The organism is Streptomyces monashensis, assembly GCF_001866665.1.
GTDB lineage: Bacteria > Actinomycetota > Actinomycetes > Streptomycetales > Streptomycetaceae > Streptomyces > Streptomyces monashensis.
On the sequence record NZ_MLYO01000029.1, the window covers coordinates 1 to 13,989 of the forward strand.

At 71.9% G+C, this 13,989-nt stretch carries 13 protein-coding genes and 2 pseudogenes; 4 read left to right on the forward strand and 11 right to left on the reverse strand.

The features are described 5' to 3' along the window. A pseudogene (locus tag BIV23_RS17445) lies at window positions 1-956 on the reverse strand (hypothetical protein); the annotation flags it as partial. Window positions 957-1,867: 911 nt separating this feature from the next. On the opposite strand from BIV23_RS17445, the gene BIV23_RS17450 reads away from it, so the two are divergent. Beyond that, the gene (locus BIV23_RS17450) at window positions 1,868-2,062 is read left to right on the forward strand and encodes a DUF3046 domain-containing protein (protein WP_071381799.1); all 195 of its coding nucleotides are present in this window, start codon (window positions 1,868-1,870) and stop codon (window positions 2,060-2,062) included. 326 nt (window positions 2,063-2,388) lie between these two features. Here the strand turns inward: BIV23_RS17450 and BIV23_RS17460 are convergent, their stop codons facing one another. The 3 genes from BIV23_RS17460 to BIV23_RS17470 all read right to left on the reverse strand — a co-directional run bounded on the left by BIV23_RS17460 (window position 2,389) and on the right by BIV23_RS17470 (window position 5,009). After that, window positions 2,389-3,552 carry an oxygenase MpaB family protein gene (locus BIV23_RS17460; RefSeq protein WP_071381801.1) on the reverse strand — a complete coding sequence of 388 codons (1,164 nt, stop codon included), beginning with the start codon at window positions 3,550-3,552 and terminating at the stop codon, window positions 2,389-2,391. 133 nt (window positions 3,553-3,685) lie between these two features. Next, window positions 3,686-4,741 (reverse strand): polyprenyl synthetase family protein, encoded by a 1,056-nt coding sequence (locus BIV23_RS17465; RefSeq protein WP_071381891.1) that lies wholly within the window; start codon window positions 4,739-4,741, stop codon window positions 3,686-3,688. After that, window positions 4,731-5,009, reverse strand: coding sequence for a polyprenyl synthetase (locus BIV23_RS17470; RefSeq protein ID WP_071381802.1), 279 nt, complete (start codon window positions 5,007-5,009; stop codon window positions 4,731-4,733). The genes BIV23_RS17465 and BIV23_RS17470 overlap by 11 nt, the downstream gene beginning before the upstream one ends. Window positions 5,010-5,709: 700 nt before the next feature. Between BIV23_RS17470 and recA the strand changes: the two genes are divergently transcribed. The 3 genes and pseudogenes from recA to BIV23_RS51905 all read left to right on the forward strand — a co-directional run. Next, window positions 5,710-6,828, forward strand: a complete 1,119-nt coding sequence (recA, locus tag BIV23_RS17475; RefSeq protein WP_071381803.1) for a recombinase RecA — start codon at window positions 5,710-5,712, stop codon at window positions 6,826-6,828. 3 nt (window positions 6,829-6,831) lie between these two features. Next, the gene (gene recX / locus BIV23_RS17480; RefSeq protein ID WP_071381804.1) at window positions 6,832-7,686 is read left to right on the forward strand and encodes a recombination regulator RecX; all 855 of its coding nucleotides are present in this window, start codon (window positions 6,832-6,834) and stop codon (window positions 7,684-7,686) included. 239 nt (window positions 7,687-7,925) lie between these two features. Next, window positions 7,926-8,228: pseudogene (locus BIV23_RS51905) on the forward strand (FtsX-like permease family protein); the annotation flags it as partial. Window positions 8,229-8,259: 31 nt separating this feature from the next. On the opposite strand, the gene BIV23_RS17490 reads toward BIV23_RS51905, so the two are convergent. From BIV23_RS17490 to BIV23_RS17515, 7 genes are all read right to left on the reverse strand, one after another. Then, window positions 8,260-8,712, reverse strand: coding sequence for a rhodanese-like domain-containing protein (locus BIV23_RS17490; protein ID WP_071381806.1), 453 nt, complete (start codon window positions 8,710-8,712; stop codon window positions 8,260-8,262). Continuing rightward, window positions 8,709-9,251, reverse strand: coding sequence for a cupin domain-containing protein (locus BIV23_RS17495; protein ID WP_071381807.1), 543 nt, complete (start codon window positions 9,249-9,251; stop codon window positions 8,709-8,711). The genes BIV23_RS17490 and BIV23_RS17495 overlap by 4 nt, the downstream gene beginning before the upstream one ends. 66 nt (window positions 9,252-9,317) lie before the next feature. Next, entirely contained in the window at window positions 9,318-9,404 is an 87-nt protein-coding gene (locus BIV23_RS53940) for a putative leader peptide (protein ID WP_313960178.1), read from the reverse strand. A gap of 77 nt (window positions 9,405-9,481) precedes the next feature. Further along, on the reverse strand, window positions 9,482-11,086 hold the full coding sequence (locus BIV23_RS17500) for an FAD-dependent monooxygenase (protein ID WP_071381808.1): 1,605 nt from the start codon (window positions 11,084-11,086) through the stop codon (window positions 9,482-9,484). Between the two features lie 318 nt (window positions 11,087-11,404). After that, window positions 11,405-12,337, reverse strand: coding sequence for an amino acid ABC transporter permease (locus BIV23_RS17505; protein ID WP_071381809.1), 933 nt, complete (start codon window positions 12,335-12,337; stop codon window positions 11,405-11,407). Then, window positions 12,334-12,999, reverse strand: coding sequence for an amino acid ABC transporter permease (locus BIV23_RS17510; protein WP_071381810.1), 666 nt, complete (start codon window positions 12,997-12,999; stop codon window positions 12,334-12,336). Before BIV23_RS17510 ends, BIV23_RS17505 begins: the two co-directional genes overlap by 4 nt. Before the next feature lie 80 nt (window positions 13,000-13,079). After that, on the reverse strand, window positions 13,080-13,910 hold the full coding sequence (locus BIV23_RS17515) for a glutamate ABC transporter substrate-binding protein (RefSeq protein WP_071381811.1): 831 nt from the start codon (window positions 13,908-13,910) through the stop codon (window positions 13,080-13,082). Window positions 13,911-13,989: the final 79 nt, after the last annotated feature.

A 13,989-nucleotide genomic window follows, 5' to 3' on the forward strand; every position in this document is an offset into this window, starting at 1 on the left:
CAGGACCGCGGAAAACATAACGGGGGACTTCGATGCCGAGCAGCGGGCCTTGTTCGGGACATCGGTCGGGCGGCCACGGTCCGGGGGCCGGGCCGTGTGACGTCGGTGCGGCGTTCATCCGACGGGCTGCGGGACGCGTGCTGGTACCTGTGGACCGTGCGCTCGGTCACGTCCTGGCCGTCACGCACGCTCTGTTCGCGGTAGGGCTCACTCGAAGCAGGGCGACCGGTGCCCGCTGGTCCCGCCCCGTGGCGCAGAGCGGGCGGGACCGGCGGGTCGCTGGTCAGCCGATTCTCCTGGACGATGTTCGGTGTCCGGGAGACGGAGGCGCCACCGGTGTTGCCGGCCACGTCGTACGCCTTCAGGGCGAACAGGTCCGAGGCGCCGGGCCTGGCGCTGGTGTTCCAGGAGGTCACGGTCGGGCCGAAGGCGGCCGAGGACGGCGAGGTCGCCATGCCCTTGGCCAGCGCCGCGTTGTCGGCGGCCTTCCAGGTCACCGTGACCGGGACCGCGGTCGAACTCACCGTGCCGGTGCGCGTGTTCACGGCCGGAGCGGTCGTGAAGGCGGGCGCGGTCGTGTCGCCGACCAGGGTGACCGAGCCGGACAGTGTGGTCGCCCCACGGACGTGGGTGGCACGGACCTGGACGGTGTGGCTGCCGGAGGCGACCGAGACCGACGCGGAGCGGGCGGAGCCGGAGGTGTGTGCCACGGCCTTGCCGTCGACCAGGACGTCGAAGCCGGAGATCACCGCGGACGGCGTGACGGTCGTCCAGCTCACCGTGGCCGCGCCCTTGGTGTAGTAGCTCGTGCCGGACTTGGCCGCCCCGCCGGACATCCCGGTGACGGAGACCGCGGCGACCGGGCCGGCCGAGTAGGAGCGGATCGTGCTCAGGGCGTTGTAGAGCTGGTTGCCGGGGCAGTCGGTGGCGAAGCCGTTGCAGTGACCGGAGATCACGTTGACGTTGTAGCTGTTGCCCAGACATCCCGCCGCGCACACCAGGACGGTTCAGCTCGGCGGCGTCGGGGAGGTCGTCCGGCTGCTGCATCTTCAGCCACGGTGTCCAGTGGCCGTCGGCGGCGGAACGGGTCCGCACCTCCACCGCGCCGCGCAGCTTGGCGTGCGCGCCGTTCCAGGTGACACCCACCATGCTGAACGGAGCCGAGGACCGGGCCCCCGGCGTCTTGAGCGACGCGCTTGCTCCGGTCAGGGACAGCGAGTGGACATGCGTCTTGACCGGTCCCTGCGCGACCGACACTCCGCCATGGCCCGGCGACCCGGCCGTGGCGACGGTCGCCACAGCCACACCGCCACCGGCGACGACCGCCCCCAGCGCCCCCACGTGCGCTTCTTCAGACGGGCTCGACGGCGACCGCGCCGAAACCCGTGTTCAGTTCTCATGCCCCACCCGGAAGACCCGTTGTCGTTGTCATCAGCCATCGCAGGGCACAGCCGTCACAGGAGTGCCCCTGGAATACCAGCGCATTCAAATGTTCAAACATCACAGGACCCGCACCCCGAGCGGGGGGACGGACGCGCGCCGACGACGGCTGCCGCGGCCCTTGCACACGAAAGCGTGATGGGGCCGGCGCCTGGTACCGAGCCGTCCGCGTGACTGCCTGCTTTTCCCGGGTACGCGGCAGCGGCGTGCATGCAACCGCGACACATGGAACACGCGCCTCTGGAAGCCCGCGCTCGCCTCCGCGGGGCGCATCGGCAGATGGCCCCCGACGCCGGCCCGCGAGGTCGCGTCGCCATGGATGCTGGGTTCAGCGGGGAGGCGAACCCCCTGGAAACCCCCTGACGGTCGTGCGGGGGGCGTGAGAGGCTGGAAACGTGCAGGCCATGGTGGGTATGGAGCGGAATTCATGCGGTTGACGGTCTTCTGGCAGCGGATGGCGGAACATTTCGGTCCGGGGTACGCCGACACCTTCGCGCGTGATCACGTCATGTCGGAGCTGGGCGGACGCACGGTGAACGAGGCGCTGGACGCCGGCTGGGCGGCGAAGGACGTGTGGCGCGTGGTCTGCGCGGTCATGAACGTGCCGGGCGAGCGCCACTGACGTCTTGCCCGGGCACGCACCGCCGCCTTCTGCCCGACATGCGGTAATTGCTCGTGAAGGTGACTGCGATACGGCACTGAGCGGTCACGAAGGCGCAATCGGTCACGAAAGCGCAGGTGGGCGCTGGTTGTCGGTGGCGTCGGCGACACTTGGCTCGTGGCACGCACCGACGAGGCGGTCGGCGACGTGGCCGACGGCGCGTGGAGTCTTCATCCGCCAAGGCTCCCGGCCGCCGCCCGCGCGGTCGTCGTCCGGCCGAAGGCACCCGCCGTACACCACGTGGAGTACCCCGGGAACGGCGGCATCCGGCGCCCGGAGAGCGGCGGTCAGGGGGAGACCGTGGCGGCGGGCGGGGTCCAGCGCCCGGTGCGGGGGGCCGCGTCGGTGACGCCGTAGTCCTTCTTGAGGTGTTCGGGGATGGCGTAGTGCATCACGCGCCCGCGCGTGAGGGACGACAGTTCGAGGACCGTCGTCAGGTGGCCGAGCCGGTCCAGGGCCCAGGCGCCGAGCGGGGAGCGGTCCTCGATGGTCTCCAGCACCCCGAGGAGGTGCGGGACGGCCTTCACCAGCGTGTCCCAGCGGGTGCGGGGCACCTGGAGCCAGTCGGCGCAGGTGTCTCCGACCAGATGGCGGACGAGGGCGGAGACGATCGGGTCGAAGAGGGTGCCGGGCACGACCTCCTCGTAGAGGTCGATGAGCTGCCGCGTCAGCTCCGCGCCCTCCGCCGAGGGGCCCATGTGACGGATCATGTACAGGTCGAGGAAGCTCCGCGCCTCCTGGAGGGTCTTCGGCACGGCCTCCTGGTCGACACCGAGCATGGCGCCGACCACCCGCCAGGCGTAGTAGTAGGCCTCCGCTCCTTCCGTGGTCATGTGGATGCCCAGCCGGTGCAGGCTGTCGAGGACGAGCAGCGAGAAGAACATCTGCCCGCCGATCATGTCCTCCTGGCAGATCGGCGTGCCCAGGGCCGCCGTGTCCCAGCGGTTCTCGCGCCTGAGGTGGTGCCGGACGGAGGCGTGCAGCAGCCGGACCTTCTGGGCGGCCGGGATGAAGCGGCTGCCCGCCTCGAAGGCGTCGGGCTGCATCAGATAGACCGTGAACTGGCCGGTCTCCGCCATCCGCTTGGAGGGGTACTTCAGCGAGTGCGTGGCCGACAACAGCCGCGCCACGTGCGGGACGACGTAACAGGCGGGCATGGAGGCGAAGGACAGTGCCGTGGAGATGTGCACGTTGTTGTCGATGAAGAACAGCCGTGCCTTCTCCATCTCGCCCCAGTCCACCCAGGACGGCGGCACGCTCGTCGCCCGGAGGTACTCACGGGCCACGTCGGGCAGGCCGTCCGGCAGCGGAGCGCCCGCGGTGGAGACGTACCGCATCAGCGTGTTGAAGGTGCCGACCTCCCCGCGCGCGAAGAGGGTGGCGACGGTGGCGTCGGCGAGTTCGTCGCCGGCCTCCCGCAGGGCGTCCATCGATGCCTCGGTGACGGTCATGGCAGGGGGCTCCTTGTCCGGGAAGTCGTCGGCGTGTGGCGAGTCGGGAGCGCGGGACGTCGGCGCCCGGGCGGTGGGCGGCCCCGCCGAACGGGCGGGGCGGTCCGGGTCAGCACGAGCGGGGCGGTGCGGGTCAGTACGGGCGGACCGTCGCCGCGTGCGCCAGTTCGGCCAGGGCGTCGGCGGCGCACGCGGACACGTCCAGGTCGTGGAGGGCATCGAGTGCCTCCGCCACGCGCGCGGAGATCATGTTCTCGACGCGGTCCGGTGTGCCGAGCCGGCGCATCACCTCCCGCACGGCGTCCAGGCCCGCCCGGTCCGGACCGCCCCGGCCCAGCAGCTCCCGAAGCCGCTCGCGTTCGTCCGCGCCGGCGATCCGCCAGGTCTCCGCCAGCAGCGCGGTGGGGCGATGGCCGCGTACGTCGTCGGTGTCGGCCTTCCCGGTGCGCTCCGGGTCCCCGAACAGGCCCAGCAGGTCGTCGCGCAGCTGGAAGGCCTCGCCGAGCGGCAGCCCGTACGCCGAGTAGCCCGCCCGCAGCCGCTCCCCGGCCCCGGCCAGTGTGCCGCCGATCAACAGGGGCTGCTCGACGGTGTACTTGGCGGTCTTGTACCGGATCACCTTCAGCGACGCCGCGGTGTCCGGGACGGCCCCGGTGTGCAGGATCTCCAGGCACTCGCCCGCGATCAGCTCACGGGCCAGCAGCGACCACAGCGGGCGGGCGCGGCCCAGATACGCCGCGGGCAGCCCGCACGTGGCGAACAGCTGCCCGGCCAGCGACATCAGCAGATCCCCGACCAGCATCGCCAGCGACCGCGCGGCGGCGCCGGGACGCGGATGCCCGGTCACGGCGGCGCGCAGGGCCAGGTGGGCGGTGGGTCGGCCGTGCCGCAGGGGGCTGTCGTCGATCAGGTCGTCGTGCACGACCGCGGCGGCGTGCACCAGTTCCATGGAGGCCGCGGCCCGCACCAGCGCGTCGCTGTCCGGCTGGCCGGCCGCACGCCAGCCCCAGTAGCAGAACGCCGCCCGCAGCCGCTTGCCGTCCGCGACCGCCGACTCCAGCTGGTCGGCCACGGGTCCGAGGGCCGGATCGACCTCGGCCAGCAGATCGGCCTCCTGGGCGACGAACGCGTGCAGCACCTGGCCGACGCGGGTCCGGAACCCGGCCGCGTTCCACCGCTCAGCCGCCATCGGCACCCCGGTGTACGCGCGCGTGCCGGGCGAGGATCTCCAGATGGGCCGGGGGCACGTTCGTGCGGCGGTCCAGCGCCAGCCGACCGCGGGCCACCAGGTCCTGCTCGGCCGCCGACGCCAGTTCCGCGGCGTCCGAGCGGCGCAGCAGCCCCCGTACGGTCGTCACGGCCGAGCCCAGCGTGCTCACCGCCAGGTCCGCCACCCCCGCCACCAGCAGTACGGCCTGTTCGTCCAGGCCGCCGCGGCGCCCTGCTCCCTGTGCCATTGCCCTCCCGCCAGTACGCCCGGTCTCCCGTCGGCGCCTCCGGGCGGTGCCGGTCACGCACCGCCGTCATGTGAGCATGGCGGCCCCGGACGGGCGGAGCCGGCGGAATCGTCGCCCCGGCGCACCAATGGGTGACCGGTTCGGCAGGTCGTACGGTTCCTGCTCCGAGCCCGCCGGCCACCCGCATCGGGCTGTGTCCCGTGTCGGCGGTGATCGTTGCCCGGGGCATGAAGGAGATGATCAGTGTGACCGCCGTCGCCCTCGTCTGCGCGAACGGCAGCGTGCTCGACCACGCCGGCCGACCACGCTGACCGGTCCAGGGCTTGTGGCGCCGCCTCGTCCTGGCCGCGGCGCGGGGTCGAGGGAGCCGGGGCAGGGCGGCAGGCCCGGCATCCAGGTGAGGGCGGTCCAGGGATGCGGAAATCCCCGGAGGTTCACCGAGGCTGACGGGGCCGGCGGCCGGACGTGGCTCCTCGCGCACCGTGCAGGAGCAGAGGGCAACCCGTTGCTTGACACAAAAATCGAACATCCATTCTTATGGAAGCTCAGGCGAGGCTCGAGGTGGTGGATTTCGTCCCGTTTTGCGGGGAGATGTCACCGGGTTATCCACAGGCTGGGCCTGCGTCGGGGCGCATTGTCAGTGGCAGGCGTTAGCGTCTTTGACGTGAAGCGATCGACTCAAGCAAACCGGGTGGAACCCATGGCAGGAACCGACCGCGAGAAGGCGCTCGACGCCGCGCTCGCACAGATTGAACGGCAATTCGGCAAGGGCGCGGTCATGCGCATGGGCGAGCGGTCGAAGGAGCCCATCGAGGTCATCTCGACCGGATCGACCGCGCTCGACGTCGCCCTCGGCGTCGGTGGCCTGCCGCGCGGCCGTGTCGTGGAGATCTACGGACCGGAGTCTTCCGGCAAGACGACCTTGACCCTGCACGCCGTGGCCAACGCCCAGAAGGCCGGCGGCCAGGTCGCGTTCGTGGACGCGGAGCACGCCCTCGACCCCGAGTACGCGCGCAAGCTCGGCGTCGACATCGACAACCTGATCCTCTCCCAGCCGGACAACGGCGAGCAGGCCCTGGAGATCGTGGACATGCTGGTCCGCTCCGGCGCCCTCGACCTCATCGTCATCGACTCCGTCGCCGCGCTCGTCCCGCGCGCGGAGATCGAGGGCGAGATGGGCGACAGCCACGTCGGTCTCCAGGCCCGACTGATGAGCCAGGCGCTGCGGAAGATCACCAGCGCGCTCAACCAGTCCAAGACCACCGCGATCTTCATCAACCAGCTCCGCGAGAAGATCGGCGTGATGTTCGGCTCCCCGGAGACCACGACCGGTGGCCGCGCGCTGAAGTTCTACGCCTCGGTGCGTATCGACATCCGCCGCATCGAGACCCTGAAGGACGGCACCGAGGCGGTCGGCAACCGCACCCGCTGCAAGGTCGTCAAGAACAAGGTCGCGCCGCCCTTCAAGCAGGCCGAGTTCGACATCCTCTACGGCCAGGGCATCAGCCGCGAGGGCGGTCTGATCGACATGGGCGTGGAGCACGGCTTCGTCCGCAAGGCCGGCGCCTGGTACACGTACGAGGGCGACCAGCTCGGCCAGGGCAAGGAGAACGCGCGCAACTTCCTGAAGGACAACCCCGACCTGGCCAACGAGATCGAGAAGAAGATCAAGGAGAAGCTGGGCGTGGGGGTCCGCCCGGAGGAGCCCGCCGCCGAGCCCGGCGCGGACGCGGCGGTCACCGCAGCGGCCGACGACGACGCCAAGACGGCGCCCGCCGCCAAGGCCGCCAAGCCCAAGGCCGCCGCAGCCAAGAGCTGACCCGTGACACGACGAACCGACTGGGCCGAGTACGAGTACGCCACCCCCGGTACCCCACGGGGGAGGGGCACCGGGGGCTACCCGGACTCCGCCCCGGACGGTGGCGACGAACACCGGGCCGACGGGCACGGCGAGTACGGCGGGCGCGGTGACGACGGCGCGCACGGCGAGTTCAGCGACTACAGCGAGTCCGACGTCCCGGGCGGGCACCGCGGCAGCGGTGGGTACGAGGGCGACGGCGGAGCCCGTCGGGGCGGCAAGGGCGCCCGGAGCCGGCGGCGGCGCGGCTTCGAGGACGCGCCCGGGGAGGACGAAGGCCCCCCTCCCTCGTCGAGGGCCGAGCGGGGGGAGTCTTCAGGGGACCCGGCTGAGCGGGCGCGGGCGATCTGCCTGCGCCTGCTCACCGGGACCCCGCGCACCCGCAGACAGCTCGCCGACGCCCTGCGTAAGCGGGAGATCCCCGAGGACGTGGCCGAGGAGGTGCTGTCGCGGTTCGAGGAGGTTGGACTGATCGACGACGGCGCGTTCGCGGACGCCTGGGTGGAGTCCCGGCACCACGCCCGTGGGCTCGCCCGCCGGGCACTCGCCCGGGAGCTGCGCACCAAGGGAGTCGACTCGGCGCTGATCGACGAGGCCGTCGGCCAGCTGGACGCCGAGCAGGAGGAGACGACCGCCCGCGAGTTGGTCGACCGCAAACTGCGCGCCACCCGCGGCCTCGACCGCGACAAGCGGCTCCGCCGCCTCGCCGGCATGCTCGCCCGCAAGGGTTATCCCGAGGGCATGGCCCTCCGCGTCGTCCGCCAGGCCCTGGAGGAAGAGGGCGAGGACACCGAGTTCCTGGGGGACGCGGACATCTGAGACCTCCGGGGCGGGCTTCTCCCGACCGGCGAGCCTCATGGTGGCACCGCAGGCCGGGATGTGTCGCGGGTCTCGCGCAGTGGGGTTGGCCCCCGCTGAAGACGCCGGTCCGCCGCAGTGCTGCTCCGGGCCCGCGCGGGCGAGTCCGGGGGCACGCCGCGGGCCATGGCACGGACACACCGGCCGGGGCCCGGACGCGGACGACACGTCCGACACGTACATGCAGAGAGAGCCCGCCCCGACGCGCCCGGGAGTCCGCTCTGCTCCGGCTCGCCGGGGCGCCCCGGCGTCAGGTGCTGCGCATGCTGCGCACCGAGGTGCCGAGCCCGCTGCTCCTCGCCACCTCGCTCGGCAGCGGGATCGCCCTCGCGGTGCTCACCGCGTGCAGCGTCGGCATGACCGGCCGGGCCGCGCCCACGGTCACGCCTCTGCTCGACGTCACCGTCGTCGCCGTGGCCGGTCTGCTCGCGCTCGTCGGCACCACGGTTCCGGGGCGGGCGGCACTGCGGGTGCGGCCGGTGGCGGTGGCCACCGTGCAGGAGTATCCCCCCGAGGAGCCGGGGGAGGTTGTCGTCAGCGCGTCGCCGGCTCCACCGGAAGTCCCTGCGCCCGCCACGCCTGGAAGCCGCCGACCAGGTCGGTCGCCCGGTGCAGGCCCAGCTGGTGCAGGGAGGCGGCGGCGAGGCTGGAGGCGTAGCCCTCGTTGCAGAGGACCACGACGCGCAGGTCGTGCCCGGTGGCCTCGGGGGCGCGGTGGCTGCCCTGCGGATCGAGGCGCCACTCCAGTTCGTTGCGCTCGATGACGAGGGCGCCGGGGATCAGTCCGTCCCGCTCGCGCAGGGCCGCGTACCGGATGTCGACCAGCAGCGCCGCACCGGTGCGCGCCGCCTCGTGCGCCTCCCGTGCCTCGACGCGCCGGTAGCCCGCGCGCACCCGCTCCAGCAACGCGTCGATGCCGAGCGGCCGTTCGACCGCGCCCGCCGCCGGGCCGGTGCCGTCCGCCGGGGTCTCCTTCGTGCCGCTCACTGCCAGTCCTCCGGCCGCTCCACCTGCTCCAGGCGCAGTACCTGACCCGTGCGGCTGTAGCGGCGGATGCGGGGAAGGGGCGGGTAGTAGGCGTGGACGGAGACCGCGTGCTCGGTGCGGGAGGCGTTGAGGACCTCGTGGACGTGGTGGCGGCCGAAGGCACGGCCCTCGCCGGCGGGGAGGCGGCGTTCGCGGTCGACGCCCTCGGAGAGTTCCAGGGTCTGCCAGCCGTCGGTCGGCAGCCGGGCGGCGAGGGAGTTCTCCTTGAGCTCGCCCGAGGCCGCGACGAACGCGCCGACCGACTCGGCGTGGTCGTGCCAGCCGGTGCCGGTGCCGGGCGGCCAGCCGATCAGCCAGGCCTCGCTGCCGCCCGGCCCCTCCAGCCGCACCCAGGTACGGCCCTCCGGGTCGAGCGGAAGGGAGGCGATCAGCGCGGTGTCGGTGGCCGTACGCCGGGCGAAGTCGAGCAGGTCCGCCTGGGTGGGCGCCGAACGGACGCGGGGCGAGGCGGGGGACACGGAAGCAGGGGAGACAGACACGAGCACCGTCCTGGAGGTTCGCGGAAACGGGCGCACGACGGCGCCCGGAGAGGGAGGGAAGCGAATTCAGCAGGACGGACGACACACACAGCCCGCGTAGCGGACGAGGTCCATGTGGACCCTCCGCCACAGGCGCACGCAGGTGTCGGTCATGGTCCGGAGTACAGCATGAGCGTGCACTCCGGTCAACTCACCGTCACCATGTGGACAGAGCGTGATCGGCGTACGGGTCAGCGCGCGCCGGAGGCGGCCTCCGCCTCCTCCTTCACCGCGCCGCCCACCGCCGCCTCCGCCGCCGCGTACAGGTCGGCCGGCCGCACCCCGCTCAGCGCCGTGACCAGGTGGCCGTCGGGGCGCACGAGCAGCACGCTGTGCGCCGGCGCACCCGGGTACTCCTCGGCGACCAGCAGTTCGGCGGGGTGCGGCAGCGCGGTCACGGCCGCCGCGAGCCGGGGCATCACCCCGGCGGACATCCAGTGTTTGCGGTCCCACACGCCCGTGCCCGGCGCGATCAGCACCACGAGCAGGGCGCCGCGGCCGAGCCGATCGCGCAGCCGGACGAACGAGCCGTCCTCCGCGGTGACCCGGACGTCGGTGACCTGCGCGCCGGGTGCGGTCCCGACCGGGATCCGGCCGTCCAGCGGCGGGGGCGCGAGCGGCGAGTCGGCGTACGTCCCCGGTGCGCCGAGCGTCCCGCGCCCCAGGTGGCCGTCCGCCAGCAGCGCATCGTGGCCCCGGGCCGTGCCCGGCACCATCTGGCGCAGCCCGCCCGCGCCGCGCACCACCGGCAGTACCTGGTCGGCGGCGCGCAGCCGGGCGGAGACCGCCGCGCGCCGCTCGGTCTGATAGCTGTCCAGCAGCGCCTCGTGGTGCCCGTGGTGCCAGGCCGGGGCCAGCTTCCAGGCGAGGTTGTCGGCGTCCCTCAGGCCCTCGTCGAGCCCCTGGGTGCCGAGTGCGCCGAGCAGATGCGCCGCGTCCCCGGCGAGGAGGACCCGGCCCGCGCGCCAGCGGCGGGCCAGCCGGTGGTGCACCATATGGACACCGGTGTCGAGCAGGTCGTACGGCGGCGTGGTGCCGTCCGTCCAGCCCGCGAGCGTCTCGCGGATCCGGGCCACCAGGGTTTCGGGCGTGACCAGGTCCTTGCCGGGCGGCAGCAGCCAGTCCAGGCGCCACACGCCGTCCGGGAGGGGGCGGGCGGTCACCTCCCCGGCCGAGGGCCCGGACTGCCGCCACGGCGGCGTCCGATGGATCAACGCCCGGCCCTCCCACGGAAGTTCCGCGCGCAGCGCGGCGACCGCGTGACGCTCCACCGCCGTACGGCCCGGGAAGCGGATGTCCTGGAGTTTGCGCACCGTGGAGCGCTGGCCGTCGCAGCCGACCAGGTAACTGCCGCGCCACCAGGTGCCCTTGGCGCCGCGGGAGTGCGCGGTGGCGCCGGAACGGTCCTGCTCGATCGCGTCCAGGCGGCTGTCCACGGCCATTTTCACCAGGGGCTCGTCGGCGACGGCCGTGCGCAGGGCGGCGGTGACGACGTGCTGGGCGATGTGCAGCGGGGCGGCGGCGCCCGCCTCGGCGAAGTCGACCTCGCTCATCACCTGCTTGCGCCGCAGGGACCGCCATCCGGCCCAGCGCATGCCGTAGCTGTCGAGCGGCACTCCGGTCAGCCGCTGCAGCAGGGCGGCCGTGTCCTCGCGCAGCACGACGGTGCGCGCGGGGCGGGGTTCGTCCTTGCCGGGGCCCTCGTCCAGGACGACGGACGGCACCTCCTGGCGGGCCAGCGCCAGGGCGAGCGTGAGCCCGACGGGGCCCGCTCCGACGACGATCACCGGGTCCACGGCGTGGCGCCCCCTGCCCGCAGCGGTGCCTCGACGGACGACGGTGAACAAGAAGGTGAAGCGGGGTGCACGATCACAGAACGTATGCAACCCATTGGCAGAGTTTGCGTCAAGCGACAAGGGGCAGTGGCGATCATGCCACTGCCCCTGGGGCCCGTACGGGTGAGTGCCGAGGTGTCAGGCGGCGCCACCGGTACCGACGGTGCCGCCCACCGCGGCCGGATTCGGCTCCTCCATGGTCCCGCTGTTCTCCATGGTCCCCGGGTTCCCCGTGTTCTCCGCGCCGAGCTCCGCACCCTCACGCGGTGTGAGCGGCCGTCATTTCCTGGCGCCGCCGTCGCCGATGCCCGCGCCGGTGCCGGCCGGGTCGGCGCCCGTGCCTGCCGTGCCCGCGATGTCCGCCAGGTCCTGGACCGCCAGCACCGCGCCGGTCGACTTCTTGCGCCGCCGCAGCCGGCCCTCCAGCCAGCTCGCGAACGAGGTCAGCGAGAAGTTGATGATCACGTAGATCACGCCCACGACGGTCAGCGAGGCGATGATGTTGCCGTAGTAGCCGCTCATCGTGTTGGCCGAGGCCAGCAGTTCGGGGAAGGTGAGGACGGCACCGCCGAGGGCGGTGTCCTTCACGACGACCACCAGCTGGCTGACGATCGCCGGAAGCATCGTGGTGACCGCCTGCGGCAGCAGGATGAGCCGCATCGCCTGACCCTTGCGCAGGCCGATAGCGAGAGCTGCCTCGGACTGGCCCTTCGGCAGGGCGAGGATGCCCGCACGGACGATCTCGGCGAGCACCGACGCGTTGTACAGCACCAGACCGGTGACGACCGCGTAGAACGGACGATCGTCCGAACTGACACCGGTGTACTGGGCGAAGAGCGCGAGCCCGAAGATCATCAGGACCAGGACGGGGATCGCCCGGAAGAACTCCACCACGATCGCGGCCGGGACGCGCACCCACACGTGGTCCGAGAGCCGGGCGATACCGAGGACGGCACCCAGCGGAAGCGCGATGACCATCGCCAGCGCGGCCGCCTTGAGGGTGTTCTCCAGACCGGGCCAGATGTACGTCGAGTACGCCTCGGTGCCGCTGAAGAAGGGCTTCCACAGCGGCCAGGCCAGCTGCCCCTTGTCGTCGAGGGCCGTGTACACCCACCATCCGAGGGCGGCGAGGGCGACCAGGAAGACCGCCGTGTACAGGGTGTTGCGCCGCTTGGCGCGGGGGCCCTGGGCGTCGTACAGGACCGAACTCATCGCTTCACCGCCACCTTCTTGCCCACCCAGCCGAGGATCAGACCCGTCGGCAGGGTCAGGCAGACGAACCCGAAGGCGATGACCGCGGAGATGGCCAGCAGCTGCGCCTCGTTCTCGATCATCTTCTTCATTAGGAAGGCCGCCTCCGCCACGCCGATCGCGGCGGCCACCGTCGTGTTCTTCGTCAGCGCGATCAGCACGTTGGTCAGCGGGCCGACGGCCGCGCGAAAGGCCTGCGGCAGTACGACGAGCCCCAGCACCTGGGTGAAGCTGAGACCGATGGCCCGAGCGGCCTCGGCCTGGCCGACCGGCACCGTGTTGATGCCGGCCCGGATCGCCTCACACACGAACGACGAGGTGTAGAGGGTCAGACCGAGCACGGCCAGCCGGAAGTTGATCGCGTCGAAGCCGTGCGCACCGAGGCTGATGCCCAGCGTCTGGTTGAGGCCGAGTGAGGAGAACAGGATGATCACCGTGAGCGGGATGTTCCGCACGATGTTCACGTAGGCGGTGGCGAAACCGCGCATCAGCGGTACCGGGCCCACCCGCATGGCGGCCAGCAGAGTGCCCCAGACCAGGGAGCCCACGGCCGACAGCAGCGTGAGCTGCACGGTCGTCCAGAAGGCGCCCAGTACGTCGTACTTGTCAAGAAAGTCGAACACGTTCTCCCGCGCTTCCGCGTGTAAGGATGCCCCGGCGCGCCGCCGCCGTCAGGAGCGACGGCGCACCGGCGGGCGCTGCCTCAGCTCTTGATGTCGCCGATCTTCGGGGCGGGCTCGTTCTTGTAGTCGGCCGGGCCGAAGTTCTTCTTCACGGCCGTCTCCCAGGAACCGTCGGAGACCATGTCCTCGAGAGCTTTGTTGATCTTGGCCTTGAGGGCGCTGCCCTTCTTGACGCCGATGCCGTAGTTCTCGTTGGTCATCTTGAAGCCGCCGAGCTTGAACTTGCCCTTGAACTGGGCCTGGGCGGCGTAACCGGCGAGGATCGAGTCGTCCGTGGTGAGGGCTTCGATGGCACCGCTCTGCAGGCCCGACATGCATGCCGAGTAGGTCGGGTACGTCTGGAGGTTCGCCTTGGGAGCCAGCTTGGCCTTGAGGTTCTGGGCCGAGGTCGAGCCGGCCACCGAGCACAGGTTCTTGCCGTTGAGGTCCGCCGGAGCCTTGATCTTCGTGTCGTCCGCGCGCAGCAGCACGTCCTGGTGGGCCAGCAGGTACGGGCCGGCGAAGTCGACCTTCTCCTGACGCTTCGGGGTGATCGAGTAGGTGGCCGCGATGAAGTCGACGTCACCACGCTGCAGCATGGTCTCGCGGTCGGCGCTCTTCGACTCCTTCCACTCGATCTGGTCGGCGCTGTAACCGAGCTTCTTGGCGACGTAGGTGGCCACGTCGACGTCGAAGCCGGCGTAGCCCGACGGGGTCTTCTGGCCGAGGCCCGGCTGGTCGAACTTGATGCCGATGGCGATCTTCTTGCCGCCGCCGGAGGAGTCGTCCTTCTTGCCGCCGCCGCACGCGGTGGCGGTCACGGCGAGGGCGAGGGCGACGGCCGAGGCGGCGGTGACCTTGCGGAGCTGCATGCTGAACATCCTTCGAAAATGGTGCGGAACGAGACCCGTCGGAAAAGGCGACCCGGGTACGGAGGGCCGGGCCGGCGCC

Coding starts and splice junctions, on each gene's coding strand:
- BIV23_RS17450 (WP_071381799.1), top strand. CDS start 1,868: ATGCGGTTGACGGTCTTCTGGCAGCGGATGGCGGAACATTTCGGTCCG.
- BIV23_RS17460 (WP_071381801.1), bottom strand. CDS start 3,552: ATGACCGTCACCGAGGCATCGATGGACGCCCTGCGGGAGGCCGGCGAC.
- BIV23_RS17465 (WP_071381891.1), bottom strand. CDS start 4,741: ATGGCGGCTGAGCGGTGGAACGCGGCCGGGTTCCGGACCCGCGTCGGC.
- BIV23_RS17470 (WP_071381802.1), bottom strand. CDS start 5,009: ATGGCACAGGGAGCAGGGCGCCGCGGCGGCCTGGACGAACAGGCCGTA.
- recA (WP_071381803.1), top strand. CDS start 5,710: ATGGCAGGAACCGACCGCGAGAAGGCGCTCGACGCCGCGCTCGCACAG.
- BIV23_RS53940 (WP_313960178.1), bottom strand. CDS start 9,404: ATGACCGACACCTGCGTGCGCCTGTGGCGGAGGGTCCACATGGACCTC.
- BIV23_RS17505 (WP_071381809.1), bottom strand. CDS start 12,337: ATGAGTTCGGTCCTGTACGACGCCCAGGGCCCCCGCGCCAAGCGGCGC.
- BIV23_RS17515 (WP_071381811.1), bottom strand. CDS start 13,910: ATGCAGCTCCGCAAGGTCACCGCCGCCTCGGCCGTCGCCCTCGCCCTC.